Annotated in this window: 13 protein-coding genes; 2 read left to right on the top strand and 11 right to left on the bottom strand. The window is 70.4% G+C overall.

Features of this window, described 5'->3' with window-relative positions:
- Nucleotides 1-11: 11 nt before the first annotated feature.
- Genes ACFU5F_RS35435 through ACFU5F_RS35425 form a run of 3 tightly spaced genes read right to left on the bottom strand, consistent with a single transcriptional unit; the run spans nt 12 to nt 4,605 of the window.
- Nucleotides 12-2,030: an ABC transporter permease gene (locus tag ACFU5F_RS35435; protein ID WP_383896495.1), complete on the bottom strand. Its 2,019-nt coding sequence runs from the start codon at nt 2,028-2,030 to the stop codon at nt 12-14.
- Nucleotides 2,030-3,115 carry a glycine betaine/L-proline ABC transporter ATP-binding protein gene (locus ACFU5F_RS35430; protein WP_383896493.1) on the bottom strand — a complete coding sequence of 362 codons (1,086 nt, stop codon included), beginning with the start codon at nt 3,113-3,115 and terminating at the stop codon, nt 2,030-2,032. The genes ACFU5F_RS35435 and ACFU5F_RS35430 overlap by 1 nt, the downstream gene beginning before the upstream one ends.
- A 20-nt stretch (nt 3,116-3,135) precedes the next feature.
- Entirely contained in the window at nt 3,136-4,605 is a 1,470-nt protein-coding gene (locus ACFU5F_RS35425; protein ID WP_383896491.1) for an aldehyde dehydrogenase family protein, read from the bottom strand.
- Between the two features lie 224 nt (nt 4,606-4,829).
- On the opposite strand from ACFU5F_RS35425, the gene purU reads away from it, so the two are divergent.
- Entirely contained in the window at nt 4,830-5,705 is an 876-nt protein-coding gene (purU, locus tag ACFU5F_RS35420) for a formyltetrahydrofolate deformylase (protein WP_383896527.1), read from the top strand.
- Nucleotides 5,706-5,819: 114 nt separating this feature from the next.
- Here the strand turns inward: purU and ACFU5F_RS35415 are convergent, their stop codons facing one another.
- The gene (locus ACFU5F_RS35415) at nt 5,820-6,656 is read right to left on the bottom strand and encodes a 5,10-methylenetetrahydrofolate reductase (protein ID WP_383896488.1); all 837 of its coding nucleotides are present in this window, start codon (nt 6,654-6,656) and stop codon (nt 5,820-5,822) included.
- 3 nt (nt 6,657-6,659) lie between these two features.
- Nucleotides 6,660-8,330: a choline dehydrogenase gene (betA, locus tag ACFU5F_RS35410; protein ID WP_383896486.1), complete on the bottom strand. Its 1,671-nt coding sequence runs from the start codon at nt 8,328-8,330 to the stop codon at nt 6,660-6,662.
- 201 nt (nt 8,331-8,531) lie between these two features.
- Here betA and ACFU5F_RS35405 point away from each other — a divergent pair, with 201 nt between their 5' ends.
- Nucleotides 8,532-9,278: an IclR family transcriptional regulator gene (locus ACFU5F_RS35405; protein WP_383896524.1), complete on the top strand. Its 747-nt coding sequence runs from the start codon at nt 8,532-8,534 to the stop codon at nt 9,276-9,278.
- A 1-nt stretch (nt 9,279) separates the two neighbouring features.
- On the opposite strand, the gene ACFU5F_RS35400 is transcribed toward ACFU5F_RS35405, so the two are convergent.
- The 6 genes from ACFU5F_RS35400 to ACFU5F_RS35375 all read right to left on the bottom strand — a co-directional run bounded on the left by ACFU5F_RS35400 (nt 9,280) and on the right by ACFU5F_RS35375 (nt 17,761).
- Nucleotides 9,280-10,410: an aromatic ring-hydroxylating dioxygenase subunit alpha gene (locus tag ACFU5F_RS35400; protein ID WP_383896483.1), complete on the bottom strand. Its 1,131-nt coding sequence runs from the start codon at nt 10,408-10,410 to the stop codon at nt 9,280-9,282.
- Nucleotides 10,411-10,539: 129 nt separating this feature from the next.
- Nucleotides 10,540-11,703: an NAD(P)/FAD-dependent oxidoreductase gene (locus ACFU5F_RS35395; protein WP_383896480.1), complete on the bottom strand. Its 1,164-nt coding sequence runs from the start codon at nt 11,701-11,703 to the stop codon at nt 10,540-10,542.
- Nucleotides 11,700-12,062, bottom strand: coding sequence for a bifunctional 3-phenylpropionate/cinnamic acid dioxygenase ferredoxin subunit (locus ACFU5F_RS35390; RefSeq protein WP_275454724.1), 363 nt, complete (start codon nt 12,060-12,062; stop codon nt 11,700-11,702). Before ACFU5F_RS35390 ends, ACFU5F_RS35395 begins: the two co-directional genes overlap by 4 nt.
- Before the next feature lie 285 nt (nt 12,063-12,347).
- Nucleotides 12,348-14,096, bottom strand: a complete 1,749-nt coding sequence (locus ACFU5F_RS35385) for a BCCT family transporter (RefSeq protein ID WP_383896477.1) — start codon at nt 14,094-14,096, stop codon at nt 12,348-12,350.
- 272 nt (nt 14,097-14,368) lie between these two features.
- Nucleotides 14,369-15,439, bottom strand: a complete 1,071-nt coding sequence (locus ACFU5F_RS35380) for a chorismate-binding protein (protein ID WP_383896475.1) — start codon at nt 15,437-15,439, stop codon at nt 14,369-14,371.
- Nucleotides 15,440-15,445: 6 nt separating this feature from the next.
- The gene (locus ACFU5F_RS35375) at nt 15,446-17,761 is read right to left on the bottom strand and encodes an FdhF/YdeP family oxidoreductase (protein WP_383896472.1); all 2,316 of its coding nucleotides are present in this window, start codon (nt 17,759-17,761) and stop codon (nt 15,446-15,448) included.
- Between the last annotated feature and the right edge of the window lie 205 nt (nt 17,762-17,966).

Genomic DNA, 17,966 nt, shown 5'->3' with positions numbered 1-17,966 from the left:
GACTTGCTCCTTCATGCGCTGGTTCGCCGCGCCGCGGCCTGAGTGATGCGGTCGAACATGACTCCGAGAAGGACGATGGCGAGCCCTGCGGCGAGCCCCTTCCCGAACAGTTGGCCCTGCGAGAAACCGGCCACGACGTCGTAGCCGAGGGCGCCGGCACCTACCAGGCCGCCCACCACAACCATCGACAGCACGTAGATCAGACCCTGGTTCGTGGCGAGAGTCAGGGCACCGCGCGCCATCGGCAGCTGGACCTTGGTGATGATCTGCCAGGTGTTGCACCCGGCGGAGGTAGCCGCCTCCACGGTCGTCGCGGGCACGTTCCGCACCCCGTCCGCGATGATCTTCATGGCGACGGGCGCCGCGTAGACGATCGCGGCGACGATCGCCGTGAAGCGGGTCGCGCCGAACAGCGCGAGGAACGGCACCAGATAGACGAACGGCGGCATGACCTGTGCCGCGTCCAGACTCGGCCGCAGCATGCGGTCCACCAGCCGGCTGCGGCCCATCCAGACGCCGAAGCCGATGCCGAGCAGCATCACGAGCAGGGTGGCCACCACGGTCGAGGCCAGCGTCGTCATGCTGTCGGACCACATCCCGGTGGCCACCAGCAGCCCCACGCACACCACCGTGGTGATGCCGGCCCGACGGCCGCCGAGGACCACGCCGAGCGCGACGAGCACGGCCCCGACCAGCCACCACGGGGAGTCCGTGAGCAGTGACTGGAACGGGTTGAGCAGCCCGTTGGTGATGAGGTCGCGGACGGTGTTGGTGACACCGGACAGGTTGTCCTGCACCCAGGTCGTCGTGGTGTCCGCCGCGCTCGCTATGGAGCTGCCGAGACCGCCCTCACCGGGGAACTCGGCCGCCCACACATAGGTGTGCGACATGAAGACCAGGACGGCCGTGAGGACCGCACCCGCGCCGAGCAGCGGCCGCCGCCAGGCGAGGAACCGGTTCTTGGAGCGCCGCTCCTCCTCCTCCCGCGCGCTCGCCGCGGTCGTGACCCGGTCCAGGACGATCGCCATGACGACGATGGACAGACCGGCGTTGAAGGCCGTGCCCACGTCGAGCGACTGGAGCGCCTGGACGACGGTCTTGCCGAGGCCGGGAGCGTCGATCAGGGCCGCGATGGTCACCATGGCCAGGGCGGCCATGATGGTCTGGTTGACGCCCATCACCACGGTCCGCTTGGACATCGGCAGCAGGACCTTCAGCAGGGCCTGCCGGCGGGTCGCCCCGAGCGAGTCGGCCGCCTCCACCGTCGTCTCCGGCACGGTCCGGATGGCGTGCGCGGTGATCCGGATGGCCGGCGGCGCCGCGTAGACCACCGTGGCGATGGTCGCGGAGGCTCCGCCGATGAGGAAGAACAGGGTCAGCGGGGCCAGGTAGACGAAGGTCGGCATCGTCTGCATGAAGTCCAGCAGGGGCGTGATGATCCGGTTGACCCGGTCGGACAGCCCCGCCCACACCCCCAGCGGGATCGCGAACAGCAGCGCCACGAACACCGCGGAGACGGTGAGCGCCAGGGTGTCCATGCTCTCCTGCCACAGGCCCTGCAGGCCGAGGAAGGTGAACCCGGCCACCGCCAGCAGCGCGACCCGCCAGTTGCCGAAGGCCCAGGAGAGGTACCCCGCGATGCCGACGACGCCGAGCCAGCCGATCTGCGGAAGGGGCCGGCCGACGGAGGGCTGGGAGATCAGCTCCTGCACGAAGGTCACCAGGGTGTCGACGACCAGGCGGATCTCGTTGAAGAAGTACAGGAACAGGGGGTTGGAGTTGCGGTTCGCGCCGATCGAGTCGTTGACCTCGTTGAACCACCGGTGCAGATCGGTCAGGTCCGCCGCGCCGAGCGCGAGGGTCTGTCTGCCGCGCAGGACGGCGAACAGCACCAGCCAGACCACCAGGATCGCGCCGAGCACCATGGAGCGGCTGATCCTGCGGGGTTCCGCGGCCGGCGCGGGCTCCTCGGCGGGCCGGGTCTTCTCCGGTCTCCCCGGCGGCTCGGTCTTCTCCACGACGACGGTCATCAGGCGCCGCCTTCCTGTCCGGCGACCACGGCGAGGATCTCCTCGTCGCCGACGATGCCGAGCAGTTTGCCGTTCTCGACGACCTTGACGGGCTTGTCGGCCGCCAGCACGGCGCGGGTGGCCTCCTTGACCACCACGTCCGGACCCAGCTCGGGGCCGTCCAGGGCGTCGCCGTCCTCCAGCGGCCGCATGATCCACCGCAGGGTGAGCACATCGCCGCGCGGTACGTCCTTGACGAACTCGCGTACGTAGTCGTCGGCCGGGGCCCCCACCAACTCGTCGCCGGTGCCGCACTGGACCATCTTGCCGTCGCGCATGATCAGGATGCGGTCGCCCAGCTTGAGGGCCTCGGAGAGGTCGTGGGTGATGAAGACCATGGTCTTGCCGACCTCGTGGTGCAGCCGGATGACCTCGTTCTGCATGTCACGGCGGATCAGCGGGTCGAGGGCGGAGAACGGCTCGTCGAAGAAGAGCACGTCCGGGTCGCCGGCCAGCGCGCGGGCCAGTCCCACACGCTGCTGCATGCCGCCGGAGAGCTGGTCGGGGTAGGACTTCTCGTAGCCGGCGAGGCCGACCAGTTCGACGACCTCCTGGGCCCGCCTGGTGCGCTCGGCCCGGCCCATGCCGCGGATCTCCAGCCCGAAGGCCACGTTGTCGACGACCCGGCGGTGCGGCAGCAGTCCGAAGTGCTGGAAGACCATGGAGAACTTGCGGCGGCGCAGATCGCGCAGGCGCCTGTCGTCGGCCTGGCGGATGTCCTCGCCCTCGAAGACGACCTCGCCCGCGGTGGGTTCGATGAGCCGGGTCAGACATCGCACCAGCGTGGACTTGCCGGAGCCGGACAGGCCCATGACGACGAAGACCTCGCCGGGCGAGACGTCGAAGTGCACGTCGCGCACGGCGGCGGTGCAGCCGGTGCGGTCCATCAGCTCCCGGCGGGTGAGCCCGCAGAGCTCCTCGGACTGCGGCACCCGGTCGGCCTTCGGCCCGAACACCTTCCACAGGCTGCGCACGGAGATGACCGGGGTGGGACCCGAGTCCTGGGGCGTGCCGCGCCGCTGCGGCACCTCGGTCTGGGTGGTCATGTTCGACCTTCTTTCGGCGTTCAGCCGCTGAACCAGCGCTGCGGCCGGGGTTGGATGTTCTGCCAGATGTGCTTGGGCTCTCGGTACTCGTTCAGGCCGGTCGGTCCCAGCTCCCGGCCCACACCGGAGTGCCCGAAACCGCCCCATTCCGCTTGCGGCACATAGGGGTGGTAGTCGTTGATCCACACGGTGCCGTGCCGCAGCCGCCGGGCGACCCGCTGGGCCCTGCCGGCGTCCTGTGTCCACACGGCACCGGCCAACCCGTACTCGGTGTCGTTGGCGATGCGTACGGCGTCGTCCTCGTCGGTGAAGCGCTCCACGGTGAGCACGGGCCCGAAGGACTCCTCGTGCACCACGCGCATGTCCTGCCGGCACTCGTCGAGGACGGTGGGCAGGTAGTAGTGGCCGTCCGCCAGCGCGGGGTCGTCGGGGCGGGCGCCGCCGCAGCGCAGGACGGCGCCCTCGGCGAGGCCGGCGGCGACGTACGCCTCGACCTTGTCCCGGTGCTGCGCGGAGATCAGGGCCCCGGTCTCGGCCTCGGTGTCGTAGGGCCCGCCGAGCCGGATGAGCCGGGCGCGGCGGACGACCTCGTCGACGAAGCGGTCGTGCAGGGAGTCCTCGACGATCAGCCGGGCCCCGGCCGAGCAGACCTGGCCCGAGTGCAGGAAGACGGCGGTGAGGGCGAAGTCCACGGCCGTCTCGAAGTCGGCGTCGGCGAAGACGACGTTGGGGTTCTTGCCGCCCAGTTCCAGCGCGACCTTCTTCACGGTCGCGGCGGCGGTGGCCATGATGCGCCGGCCGGTGTCCAGACCGCCGGTGAAGGAGACCAGGTCGACGCGGGGGTCCTCGGAGAGCGGGGCGCCCACCTCGGGCCCGGCGCCCAGCACCAGGTTGGCGGCGCCGGCCGGCAGCCCGGCCTCCTCCAGTGCCCTCATCAGCAGGATCGAGGTGGAGGGGGTCAGCTCGCTGGGCTTGAGGACGATCGTGTTGCCGGCCAGGAGCGCCGGTGCGACCTTCCAACTGGCCTGCAGGAGCGGGTAGTTCCAGGGGGTGATCAGTGCGCACACCCCGACCGGCTCGTAGACGACCCGGCTGACCGCGTCGTCACGGCCGGTGTCGATCACCCGGCCTGCGTCGGTGCCCGCGAGACCGCCGTAGTAGCGGAAGCAGGAGACGACGTCGGCGATGTCGTACTCGCTCTCCACCACCCGCTTGCCCGTGTCGAGCGACTCCGCGCGGGCGAAGTTCTTGGTGTCGCGCTCGATGATGTCCGCGGTGCGCAGCAGCAGTGCGCCGCGCTCCCGCTCGGGAGTCCCGGGCCAGGGGCCGGCGTCGAACGCCTCCCGGGCCGCGGCGATCGCCGCCTCGGTGTCGGGGCGCGTTCCTTCCGAGACGGTCGCCGTGAGCGTGCCGTCAGCGGGACATCGGATCTCGCGGTGACCACCGGCCACCGGAGCCCGCCATTCGCCGTTCACATACAGGTCTGCCACGCGCCGAGCCTTCCGACTGAAATTCGTTGCGCATCGTGCACCCGATTGCTTGTGATGGAACACCCTGTCGGCTGGTCAGACGGACGTCAAGATGTTGGCGGATGACGATTTGGCCATGTGGTCACTTACCCTCCCACCCTTGACCACAGGCGGCACCGAGCCGACCATGTTGCGTATCGCTCACCTTGTTGTGCAATACGCACCGACGGAGGCCCGCCGTGTCCATGAGGTTCCCCCGCCCGCAACCTGGCCGTGAGTTCGTCCTGACCCTTTCCTGCCCCGACAGCGCCGGGCTGGTTCACGCCGTGAGCGGCTATCTCGTCAGGAACTCCGGAAACATCCTGGAAAGCCAGCAGTTCGACGACCGGCTCCAGGGCCGGTTCTTCATGCGGGTCCACTTCGACGTCGCCGACCCGAACGTGGACCTGGAGGGCCTGCGCTACCGCTTCGGCCCCGTCGCCCAGGCCTACGGGATCTCGTGGTCCCTCAGTGACGCCTCCACACCGACCCGGACCCTGATCATGGTGTCCAAGTTCGGGCACTGCCTCAACGACCTGCTGTTCCGGCAGCGGGCGGGGGCGCTCAACATCGAGATCCCCGCGATCGTCTCCAACCACCGGGAGTTCGAGAAGCTCGCGGAGACGTACGACGTCCCGTTCCACCACGTGCCGGTGACCCGGGACACCAAGCCGGAGGCCGAGGCACGGCTGCTCGAACTCGTCCGTGACCTGGACATCGACCTGGTGGTCCTGGCCCGCTACATGCAGATCCTCTCCGACGACCTGTGCAAGGAGCTGGACGGCCGCGCCATCAACATCCACCACTCCTTCCTGCCCAGCTTCAAGGGCGCACGCCCCTACGACCAGGCCTACGACCGCGGTGTGAAGCTCGTCGGCGCGACGGCGCACTACGTGACCTCGGACCTGGACGAGGGCCAGATCATCGAGCAGGACGTGGTCCGCGTGGACCACTCGCTGGACCCCGGTGAACTGGTCACGGTCGGCCGGGACGTGGAGGCTCAGGTGCTCGCGCACGCCGTGAAGTGGCACAGCGAGAACCGGGTGATGGTGGAGGGAAACCGCACGGTCGTCTTCCGCTGAGCGGTAGGGCCTCCGTATACGAAAGCCGGACGGGCTGGGAGCCCGTCCGGCTTTCGGCTTTCGGCTTTCGGTGACCGGGGACCGGCCTTCGGCGTACCGCGTGAGGGGGCGCGCTCAGCCCTCCAGCCGGTCCAGCAGGGACCGCCGCCAGCGCTCCGTCTCCGCGATCTGGTTGAAGGTGAACAGGTGCAGCCCCGCCACCCCGGACGCGGGGTCGGCGAGGGCCTTCTCCGTGCGCGTGAGCAGTTTCTCGGGCGAGTAGCCGCCGGGCGCGGCGAAGCGGACGAACCACGACGCGTGTCTGGTCAGGAAGCGGGTCGACTCCCCCACCCCGATCTTCGTCGCCATGGCCAGCAGCTTCGCCCGCTGGACGGGCCCGGCGACGCCCACGTGGACCGGCAGGGTCACGTCCCGGCGCCTGACGCGCGCCAGCCACTCCCCCAGCACCCGCGGGTCGAAGCAGAGGTTGCTCACGACGTACGTGGCGTGCTCGCGCTTGTCCCACATCGCCTGGACGGTGATGTCGTCGTGGATGAGCGGATGGCTCTCGGGATAGCCGGTGACCCCGACCCGGGCGAACGGTCCGCCCAGCTCGCCCAGCCGGCGCAGCACCGGCAGCGCCCCCTCGTAGGGTCCGGCCGGCGGGTCGGCGTCACCCGCCGGGACGAACACGTCGTCCACGCCCGCCTCGCGCAGCCGGTCCACGACCTCCTTCAGGTGCAGGTCGTCCCGCAGGAGCCGGGCGGGGACGTGCGGGACCGTGCGGTACCCGTGCGCGGCCAGCCGGCCGGCGAGGTCGAGGGTCGGCTCCAGGCCCTTGACCGGCGACGCCGTCACGGTGACGACGACGTCGCGCGGGACATGGGCGAGGACCTTCTCCTCGGTGGCTCTCGCCGGCAGCACCTCGTAGCGGACCGTGTTCAGCAGTGCTTGCAGCCCTGCGGCGGCCAACGCCTACTCCGCCCGCGCCTGGACGTCACGGTGACGGTAGTACGCGGCCTTCGACGGGGCCAGCGGCTCCTTGCCGAGGATCAGGTCTGCGGCCTTCTCCGCGATCATCATCACCGGCGCGTAGATGTTGCCGTTGGTGACGTAGGGCATGACGGAGGCGTCCACCACCCGCAGTCCGTCCACGCCGTGCACGCGCATGCTGGTGGGGTCCACGACGGACATCTCGTCGGTGCCCATCTTGCAGGTGCAGGAGGGGTGCAGAGCGGTCTCGCCGTCCTTGGCGACCCAGGCGAGGATCTCCTCGTCCGTCTCGACGGAGGGTCCGGGGGAGATCTCCCCGCCGTTGTAGGGGGCGAGCGCGGGCTGGTTGAGGAGCTTGCGGGCCACCCGGATCGCCTCGACCCACTCGCGGCGGTCCTGTTCGGTGGAGAGGTAGTTGAAGCGCAGGGCGGGGTGCTCCCGCGGGTCCCGGCTCTTGATCTTCACCGAGCCGATGGCGTCGGAGTACATGGGCCCGACGTGCACCTGGTAGCCGTGCCCGCCCGCCGGGACGGAGCCGTCGTAGCGGACCGCGATCGGCAGGAAGTGGAACATCAGGTTGGGGTAGTCGACGTCCTCGTTGCTGCGGGCGAACCCGCCGGCCTCGAAGTGGTTGGTGGCGGCGGGGCCCTTGCGGAACAGCCACTGCAACCCGATGAAGGGGGCACGCCACTTCGCCAGGTACGGCTGCATGGAGACGGGCTTCTCGCAGGCGTACTGGATGTAGACCTCCAGGTGGTCCTGCATGTTCTCGCCGACGCCCGGGAGGTCGTGGACGACGTCGATGCCCAGCGCCCGGAGTTCCTCGGCGTTGCCCACGCCGGAGAGCTGGAGCAGCTGCGGCGAGTTGATCGCGCCGCCGCAGAGGATGACCTCCTTGGCGCGGACCTGCTTCGGGGCGCCCTTGCCGCGCCGGTACTCGACGCCGACGGCCTTCTTGCCCTCGAAGAGGACCCGGGTGACGAGGGCGCGGGTGGTGACCGTGAGGTTGGGCCGCTTCCGGACGGGCTTCAGATACGCCTTCGAGGCCGAGAGCCGGCGGCCGCGGTGGACGTTGCGGTCGAACTTGGCGAAGCCTTCCTGTCGGAAGCCGTTCACGTCGTCGGTGGGGGCGTAGCCCGCCTCCTCGGTGGCCTTGAGGAAGGCACCGAAGAGGGGGTTCGTCGCCGGGCCGCGCTCCAGGACCAGGGGCCCGTCGTGGCCGCGGAACTCGTCGTCGGGGTCGGCCTCGAGGCAGTTCTCCATACGCCGGAAGTACGGCAGACAGTGGGCGTAGTCCCAGGTCTCCATGCCCGCGTCGGCGGCCCAGCGCTCGTAGTCCATGGGGTTGCCGCGCTGGAAGATCATGCCGTTGATGCTGCTGGAGCCGCCCAGGACCTTGCCGCGCGCGTGGTAGACGCGCCGGCCGTTCATGTGGGGCTCGGGCTCGGACTCGTACTTCCAGTCGTAGAAGCGGCTGCCGATGGGGTAGGTCAGCGCCGCGGGCATGTGGATGAAGACGTCCCACGGGAAGTCCGACCGGCCCGCTTCCAGGACCAGGACCCGGTTCGCCGGGTCGGCGGACAGCCTGTTTGCCAGTGCACTGCCCGCGGATCCACCACCGACGATCACGAAGTCGTACTGCACAGGAGCCATGGTGCCTCGTCTCACTCGCGCCGTAGATATGCGTGGCATGCTAGACCCGGTCGCGCTATACGCACCAGGTTGCGAACGGCGCAACTTGAGGAACTTCGTTTCGGGGCGGTTACTTGCAACTGTGTTGTTTACTGCGCGTATAGTTTCACTGTGAGCAACTACAGCCTTGACACAGAAACGTCGAATTCACCAGCAGGCGGCGTGCAGTCGGTGGACCGCGCCATCAGCGTCCTGGAGATCCTCGCGCAGCGCGGCGAAGCCGGTGTCAGCGAGGTGGCGGGCGAGATCGAGGTGCACAAGTCCACGGCCTTCCGCCTCCTCGGAGCCCTGGAGGCGCGCGGCCTGGTCGAGCAGGCCGGCGAGCGCGGCAAGTACCGGCTCGGCTTCGGCATCGTGCGTCTGGCCGGCGCGGTCACGGGCCGTATCGACATCACCCAGCAGGGCCGCCCCGTGTGCGAGCGGCTGGCCGAGGAGATCGGCGAGACCGTCAACATCGCCGTGATGCAGGAGCAGTACGCGATCAACCTGTACCAGGTGCGCGGCCCCGGGGCGGTCACCGCGCACAACTGGGTGGGCCAGTTGACCCCCCTGCACGCCACGTCGAGCGGCAAGATCCTGCTGGCCCATCTGCCGGCCAAGGAGCGCGCCACGCTGCTGACGAACGCGGGTATGAAGAAGGTCACCCCGCACACCATCACCGCGAAGACGAAGCTGGAGAAGAACCTCGTCGCCGCCCGGGAGCGGGGTTACGCCTTCACCCTGGAGGAGTTGGAGATCGGCCTGCACGCCATGGCCGCGCCGGTGCGCAACCGGGACGGCGAGGTCATCGCCGCGCTCAGCGCCTCCGGACCCTCCTACCGGTTCACCGAGGAGCGACTGCACGAACTGTCCCCGGTCCTGGTCAAGGGCGCCGCCGAGATCAGTCACCGCATGGGTTTCCTGGGCTGACTCACCCCTGCGTGATACCGAGACGCTCGTTCACCCAGTCGTGGAAGGCGCCGATGTGGTGCTCGCTGGGCACCAGCACACCGCCCTTGGCGTACAGGCGTGAGCTCATGCCGGGCTGGGTCCGCTCGCAGGCCTCGAAGTCCTGGAGGTTGACCCGGTCGAAGAGTTCCACGGACCGGCTGACGTCCTTGCCGCTCTCCACGACGTGCGGCAGATAGAGCCAGTCGCACTCGACGATCGTGCGGTCCGCCGCGACCGGGTACATGCGGTGGAAGATCACGTGGTCGGGGACGAGGTTGATGAACACCTGCGGCCGGACGGTGATCGCGTAGTAACGGCGGTCCTGGTCCTCGGCCACTCCCGGGATACGGTCCAGGCCCTCGGAACCGTCGACCGTGAACCCCTGCACGTCGTCACCGAACTCGGCGCCGTGGCCCACGTAGTACTGCGCGGCGTACCCGTCCGCGAACTCCGGCAGCACCTCGGTCAGTTCCGGATGGATCGTGGCGCAGTGGTAGCACTCCATGAAGTTCTCGATGATGAGCTTCCAGTTCGCCTTCACGTCGTACGTGATCCGGCGCCCCACCGACAGGTTGTCGATGTCGTACCGCTCGATCGACTCCACGTCACCGAGACGGGTGACGACCTCACCCATGACCTCCTCCTCGAAGGAGGGCGGGTTCTCCGCGAGGCAGACCCACACATAGCCGAGCCACTCCCGTACGGCGACACTCACCAGGCCGTACTCGGTCCGGCCCACGTCGGGCATCTTGGTGAGGTTGGGCGCGGCGACCAGCTTGCCGTTCAGGTCGTACGTCCAGGCGTGGTAAGGACACTGGAAGGCCCGCTTGACCTCGCCCGACTCCTCGGTGCAGAGCTTGGCCCCACGGTGCCGGCAGACGTTGAAGTACGCGCGGATCGAGTTGTCCCGGGCCCGGGTGACGAGGATGCTCTCGCGGCCCACCTCGACGGTGCGGAAGGCACCCGGCTTCGCCAGCTCGGAAGCCCGGGCGACACAGAACCACATGGTCTCGAATATGTGCTCCTGCTCCTGGGCGAAGACCGCCGGATCGGTGTAGGAGGAGCCGGGAAGAGTGGCGATCAGGCTGTCGGGCAGGCTGGTCGAGGTCACGGGTCACTCCTCGGTGAACGTCGCGGAGGGGTCATTCGGACGCCGGGAGGACGACTCCGGACGGCGTTGTACATGGAGCAACGCTGCGCGCTGTGGGCAACCGCAGCATGGGGTGACGCCGGGGTGCTGTCAAGACGTGGCGGCGGCCAGCTGCTTGCGCGCCCGCATGAACAGCCGCGGCTGGTTCATCCCGAGCACGGCGACCGGCCGGCCGTCGCGCCGGTAGACGGCGAGGACGTCGCGGTCGTCCGCCGCGCCCGCCTCGACGGTGATGCTGTCGGCCTCGGCAGCGTGGCCGGCGAACTGGATGCGGACGCCGTACTGGTCGGACCAGAAGTACGGCGGCCGGGGCACGCCGGGCTCGACCGCGCCGCCCGCCAGCAGGGTGGCGACGGCGGCCTCCGGGCGTTCGCGCGCGCCGGTCCAGTGTTCCACCCGGCGGTGGTGACCGGCCCTGGGGTCGTACCAGTTGGCGCAGTCGCCGACCGCGACGACCCCGGCCAGGCTGGTACGGCCGTCCGCACCGCACTTCACGCCGTTGTCGAGGGCGATGCCGGAACCCTCCAGCCACTCGACGCAGGGGTGGGCCCCGACGCCGACGACCACGATGTCGGCGGGGACGCTCCGGCCGTCCTCCAGCAGGACGGCGTCGATCCGGTGCTCCCCGCTCAGCCCCTTGACGCCCACGCCGCACAGCAGCCGCACACCGTGGTCGGTGTGCAGGCCGGAGACGACGGCGCCCATGGTGGCGCCGAGCGGTCCGGCGAGCGGGGTCGGGGCCGCCTCCACGACGGTGACGTCCAGACCGAGGGCGTAGGCGGTGGAGGCGACCTCGGCGCCGATGAACCCGCCGCCGATCACCACCAGGCGTCCGCCGCGGGTCAGTTCGTCGCGCAGGGCGCGGGCGTCGTCCAGGGTGCGCAGCGTGTGCACCCCGGCGAGGCCCGCGGAGCCGGGCAGGGTGCGCGCCACGGCACCGGTGGCGATGACGAAGCCGTCGGCGCGCACCTCCCGTCCGTCGGCGAGACGGACGGTGCGCGCGGTGTGGTCGAGCCCGGTGGCGCGGGTGCCGAGCAGCCACTGCGCCGCCAGGTCCTCGCCCTCCGTCTCCAGGGCGAGTTCGGCCTCGCCCAGGGTGCCGGACAGGAACTCCTTGGACAGCGGGGGCCGGTCGTAGGGGCGATGGAGTTCGTCCCCGATGACGACCAGCCGTCCGTCGAAGCCCTGTTTGCGCAGTGAGCGCGCCGCCGACAGGCCGGCGAGGGAGGCGCCGACCACGGCGACGGTCCTCACGCGGGACCGCCGGCGAGGCGGGCCGAGATGCAGGGCGGCAGGTTGGGTGCCTCCGTGGAGAGCCGGACGTAGATCATGTCGTCCTCGACGACGACCTCGTGCGTCCGGACCGGCAGCTTCGCCGGCGGGGAGTCGACCGCGCCGGTGCGCAGGTCGAACTTGGAGGCATGCAGCGGGCATTCCACCTCGCAGCCCTCCAACCAGCCGTCGGCGAGCGAGGCGTCCTGGTGGGTGCAGGTGTCGTCGATGGCGAAGACCTCGCCGTCGTCGGTGTGGAACACCGACACCGGCGGGTCGATGTCGAGCCGGAAGGCCTCACCTCGCGGAAGATCCGCGAGACGGCACGCGGGAATCATCATGACACCTCGGGTGCGTATAACGAAACGGTTTGCGGTAAGCGCAACATCAGTCTGGAGTCGCCCAGAACCCTTGTCAAGGCATTCAGAGGGCCCTGTGAGTCCCGCCAGGCGTTGCGGTATCCAAAACTCAGCGCACATAGAACAACAGCAGCCCGCCTGCTCGGCTCGCGGCAACCGCGGGGCGAGGGCGGGCGGATGAGGCCGGTCGGGGCCGCGCGGGCCCGGCGGGGCCGTGGCCGCGCGGGGCGGTGCCACGGCCCCGCCGTGCGGCGGGTCCCGGCGTTCTCAGACGGCGGAGGGCGCGGCCTCCTCGTCCTGGCTGGACTGTTCGGCCTCCGGGCCGGCCGCGGACGCGGCGGGGCCGATGCGGAGTTCGAAGTCCCCGTCGTACCTCTCGTGTCCGGCGATGACGGCCGTCTCGACGGCCTCCTTGCCCATGCGCCCGCGGATGATGAGCGGATCGTGGCGCAGGTCCCGGTTGAGCGCGACGCACAACCCGATCATCACCAGGGTGAAGGGGGCCGCCGCGAGGATGGTGAGGTTCTGCAGCCCGGCGAGGGCGTCGCCCTTGCCGCCGCCGATGAGCAGCATGACGGCGGCGACCGCCCCGGTCAGCACGCCCCAGAACACCACGACGCCCCGGGAGGGTTCGAGGGAGCCCCGCTGGGACAGTGTCCCCATCACGATGGAGGCGGCGTCGGCGCCGGAGACGAAGAAGATGCCGACGAGCACCATCACGACGATGCTCGTCACCGTGGCCAGGGGGTACTGCTGGAGGACGTCGAAGAGCTGACCCTGGGCGGTGGCGGCGTCGTTGAGACGGCCGGCCTCCTGGAGGTGCATCGCCGAGCCGCCGAAGACGGCGAACCAGAGCAGGCTGACACTGCTGGGGACCAGGATGACGCCCCCGACGAACTGCCGGATGGTGCGGCCGCGGCTGATGCGCGCGATGAACATCCCGACGAAGGGCGTCCAGGAGATCCACCACGCCCAGTAGAAGACCGTCCAGCCCGCCAGCCAGTCGGCGACACCCTTGCCGCTCGAGGCCTCGGTACGGCCCGCCATCTGGGCGAGGTCGCCGAAGAAGGCACCGACGGAGGTGGGCAGCAGGTCGAGGATGAAGATGGTCGGGCCGACGAGGAACACGAAGAGGGCGAGGAGCACCGCCAGCACCATGTTGGTGTTGGACAGCCACTGGATGCCCTTCTCGATGCCCGAGACCGCCGAGGCGACGAACGCCACGGTCAGCACCGCGATCACGAGGACCAGCAGTCCGGTGCCGACCGACCCCAGCCAGCCGAGCCCGGTGAAGCCGCTGCCGATCTGGAGTGCGCCGAGCCCCAGGGAGGCCGCCGAGCCGAAGAGGGTGGCGAAGATGGCGAGGATGTCGATGGCCCGGCCGGGCCATCCGTTCACCCTCTTCTCACCGAGCAACGGAGTGAACACCGCGCTGATCAGCTGGCGGCGTCCGCGCCGGAAGGTGCTGTAGGCGATGGCGAGACCCACGACCGCGTACATCGCCCACGGGTGGAGCGTCCAGTGGAAGAGGGTCGTGGCCATGGCGGTCTCCATGGCCTGGTTGGCGTCGGCCGGGTCGGTGCCCGGCGGCGGTGTGACGAAGTGGGAGAGCGGCTCGCTCACGCCGTAGAACATCAGACCGATGCCCATGCCGGCGCTGAACATCATGGCGATCCACGAGACGGTGCGGAACTCGGGCTGCTCCCCCTCCTTCCCGAGGGTGATCCGCCCGTAGCGGCTCATCGCGAGCCAGAGGGCGAAGACCACGAAGCCCGAGGCGGCGAGGACGAAGGCCCAGCCACCGTTGCGGATCGTCCCGTCCAGCAGCTTCCCCGACACGCTCTCCAGCGCGTCGGTCGCCGTTGCTCCCCACACGACGAAGGCCAGGGTGAGGGCCGCGGCCACACCGAAGACCACGAGGTCGGTGCGGGGGCGGCCACCGGCCGCGCCGCCTCCCGGTACGTCCTCGGCGACAGGAGGGCCTGCGCTCCCGATCCGTTCGCGGGCTCTGCTCATCAGCTCGTTCCTTCCACAGACGGCGGTGGACGCCCCACCGCGGACGACGGTCGCGGGGCAGGGCGGGACAAGAAGGGAGACATGCCGGCCGCCGGGGCGACCACCACCGGGATCCGACCAAGACCCAGTTGCGAATAATGCACTGGGATTCACTATGGGCAACAACAATCTGGCGCCCCGGAGAGGCTGTCAAGGGGTACGTCACGACGAGTCGCAGCAAGTCCGCGTCACGACGAGTCGCAGCGCCCGAGTCGTACCGGGTCCCAGGGGCGTCAGCCGGCCGCTTCCACGCGGCGACCGACGCCGGCCGACGCCACCGCGAGCAGTCGCCGCGCCTTCAGGCAGGTCTCGGCCCACTCCCGCTCGGGATCGGAGCCCCAGGTGATGCCCGCCCCCGTACCGAAGCGCAGCCAGGGGCCTTTGGCGGCGGTCCGGTCGATCCAGAACGTACGGATGCCCACCGCCAGTCGGCCCGTGCCGCGATCGGCGTCGACCCAGCCGACACCACCGCAGTACGGGCCTCGCGGCGCGGTCTCCAGCGCCTCGATGACGCGCAGCGCGCTGACCTTGGGGGCGCCCGTGACGGACCCGGGCGGGAAGGTCCCGTCGAGCAGCTCCGGCCATCCGGCGTGCTCGGCGAGCCGCCCGCGCACGGTGGACACCAGGTGCACCAGACCCGGGTGCCGCTCCACCGCGCACAGCTCGGGGACCGTCACGCTGCCGGTCGTACAGACGCGCCCCAGGTCGTTGCGGACCAGGTCCACGATCATGACGTTCTCGGCCCGGTCCTTCTCCGACAGGTCGTCGACGGTACGGCCGGTGCCCTTGATGGGGCCGGACTCCACCGTGCGGCCGGTGCGGCGCAGGAACAGCTCGGGCGAGGCGGTGGCGATCTCGACGCCGTGCGCGGGCAGCCGGACCGTGCCGGCGTACGGGGCGGGGTTGCCGTGCGCCAGCAGGGCCGTGAGCGCGTCCACGTCCGCGCGGTCGGGGTCCGGCAGCGGAGCGGACAGGATCCGGCACAGGTTGGCCTGGTAGACCTCTCCGGCCGCGATGTGCGCACGGATACGGCGGACCCCGGCGGTGTAGGCGTCCCGGTCGAGCGAGGAGGTCCACGCGTGCGGGCCCGGTCCGTGCCACGCGCCCGGCCGGACCGCGGGCACGGGCGCACGGCGCACGTCCCCGAAGCGCGCGCAGACCAGGCGGCCCTCGAAGTCGGCGACCACGGCCCAGAACCCGGTGGACTCCAGGGCCGCGGGATCGCCGGTCACGTCCCGCAGGTCGGTGGCGACCAGACCGTCGAAGCGGGCCAGCGGGGCGAGGAGCCGCCCTGTTCCCCTCATCGGACGTCAGGTCCCCGCGGGCGGGCCGGCGGGCACCGGTTCCAGGCGGACGACGATCGACTTCGAGGTGGGGGTGTTGCTGATCGCCGCCGTGGAGTCCAGGGGGACCAGGACGTTGGTCTCGGGGAAGTAGGCGGCGCAGCAGTCGCGGGGCGTCGGGTAGGGCACCACGCGGAAGGCCGGGGCCCTGCGTTCCACCCCGTCGTCGTACTCGCTGACGATGTCGACGAGGTCGCCGTCGGCCAGGCCCCGGTCGGCGAGGTCGTCGGGGTGCACGAACAGGACCCGGCGCCCCTGGTGGATGCCGCGGTAGCGGTCGTCCAGGCCGTAGACGGTGGTGTTGTACTGGTCGTGGGAGCGGAGCGTCTGGAGCAGCAGGCGGCCCGGCGGCACATGCGGCCGCTCCAGCGGGTTGGCGGTGAAGTTGGCCAGCCCCGTGGCGGTGGTGAACCGGCGTTCGTCGCGCGGCGGATGGGGCAGCGCGAATCCGCCCGGCCGGCGCACCCGGTGGTTGAAGTCCTGGAAGCCGGGGATCACGCGGGCGATGCGGTCGCGAATGCTGTCGTAGTCCCTCTCGAACTCCTCCCAGGGCACATGGGAGCCCGCCTCGCCCAGCGCGGCCCGTGCCATCCGGCTGACGATCGCGGGCTCGCTGAGCAGTTGCCCGGAGGCGGGGGCGAGACGCCCTCGGGAGAGGTGCACCATGCCCATGGAGTCCTCGACGGTGACCTGCTGGGGCCCGGCGGGCCGCAGGTCGGCCTCGGTCCGGCCGAGGCACGGGAGGATGAGCGCCTGCTCCCCGGCGATGACGTGCGAGCGGTTGAGCTTGGTGGAGATCTGCACGGTGAGTCGGCAGTTGCGCAGGGCCCGCTCGGTGAGGTCGGTGTCGGGGGCGGCGGCGACGAAGTTGCCGCCGAGCGCGACGAAGACCCGTACGTCACCGTCGCGCATGGCACGGATGCTCTCGACCGCGTCGTGGCCGTGCCGCCTCGGGGGCGTGAAGGCGAACTCGGCGCCGAGCGCGTCCAGGAAGGCGTCGTCCGGCTTCTCGTAGATGCCCATCGTGCGGTCGCCCTGCACGTTGGAGTGGCCGCGCACCGGGCACAGGCCCGCGCCGGGGCGGCCGATGTTGCCGCGCAGCAGGAGGAAGTTGACGACGTCCCGGATGGTGGGCACCGAGTGGCGGTGCTGGGTCAGGCCCATCGCCCAGCAGACGACGATCTTCTCGGCGCCCCGCACCTCCTCGAACGCGGCCCGGATCTCCTCCTCGGGCAGGCCGGTGGCGGTCAGGATCTCGTCCCAGGACGCCTTGCGGGCGTGCTCGGCGAACTCCTGGAAGCCATGGGTGTACCGGTCGATGAAGGGGGTGTCCAGAACGGTGCCGGGGGCCTCGTCCTCGGCCTCCAGCAGCATGCGGTTGAAGGCCTGGAACAGCGCCTGGTCGCCGCCCAGCCTGATCTGGAGGAACCGGTCGGCCAGGCGGGTGCCGCCGCCGAGGACCCCGGAGGGCCGCTGGGGGTTCTTGAACCGCAGCAGCCCCGCCTCGGGAAGCGGGTTGACCGCGATGATCCGGGCGCCCCGGCGCTTGGCGGTCTCCAGCGAGGAGAGCATCCGGGGATGGTTGGTGCCGGGGTTCTGGCCGACCACGAGGATGAGATCGGCGTCGTGGAGGTCTTCGAGGGTGACGCTGCCCTTGCCGATGCCGATGGTCTCCGTCAGCGCCGAACCGCTGGACTCGTGGCACATGTTGGAGCAGTCGGGAAGATTGTTGGTGCCGAGCATCCGGACGAACAGCTGGTACAGGAACGCGGCCTCGTTGCTCGCCCGGCCGGAGGTGTAGAAGGCGGCCTGGCCCGGGTGGTCGAGCGCGGCGAGTTCACGGGCGATCACGGCGAACGCCTCGTCCCAGGAGATCGGCCGGTAGCGGTCCTCTCCTGCCGGGCGGTACATGGGGTGGGTCAGCCGGCCCTGCTGGCCGAGCCAGTAGTCGCTGGCGGGGAGCAGGTCCTCCAGGGTGTGCTCGGCGAAGAAGTCCGGGGTCACCCGGCGGACCGTGGCCTCCTCGGCCACCGCCTTGGCCCCGTTCTCGCAGAACTCCGCGGCGTGCCGGTGCTCCGGCTCCGGCCAGGCACAGCCGGGGCAGTCGAAGCCCTCCTTCTGGTTGACCCGCAGGAGGGTGAGCAGGCCCCGGCGGGCTCCCATCTGCTCACCGGCGTGCCGGAGCGAGGAGGTGACCGCGGGGAGGCCGGCGGCGTACTCCTTCGGAGGGCCGACCCGCAGCCGGGCGTCTCCGGGGTCGTCGACAGGTGCGTTGCGAGTCATCTGAGGCGCCACTCCGGGATGTAGGGGAATCAGAGCCGTTCCGTCGCCGGGCGACCCGGCCTGTTCTGCGCGTTGCGCACTACACAACAGTGCCGTGATACGCAACGAACTCAAGAAAGCGTGATCCCCGATCCCCTGTCAAGGGGTGTGCGGGGATACATGGGGACGCATGAGGCGGCCGTGCCGTGGCCGGGGGGTCCCGGCC

This window comes from Streptomyces sp. NPDC057438, assembly GCF_042802995.1.
Classification (GTDB): Bacteria; Actinomycetota; Actinomycetes; order Streptomycetales; family Streptomycetaceae; genus Streptomyces.
The sequence above is the reverse complement of the archived record's forward strand: the minus strand, read 5'-3'. Positions and strand labels throughout refer to the sequence as shown.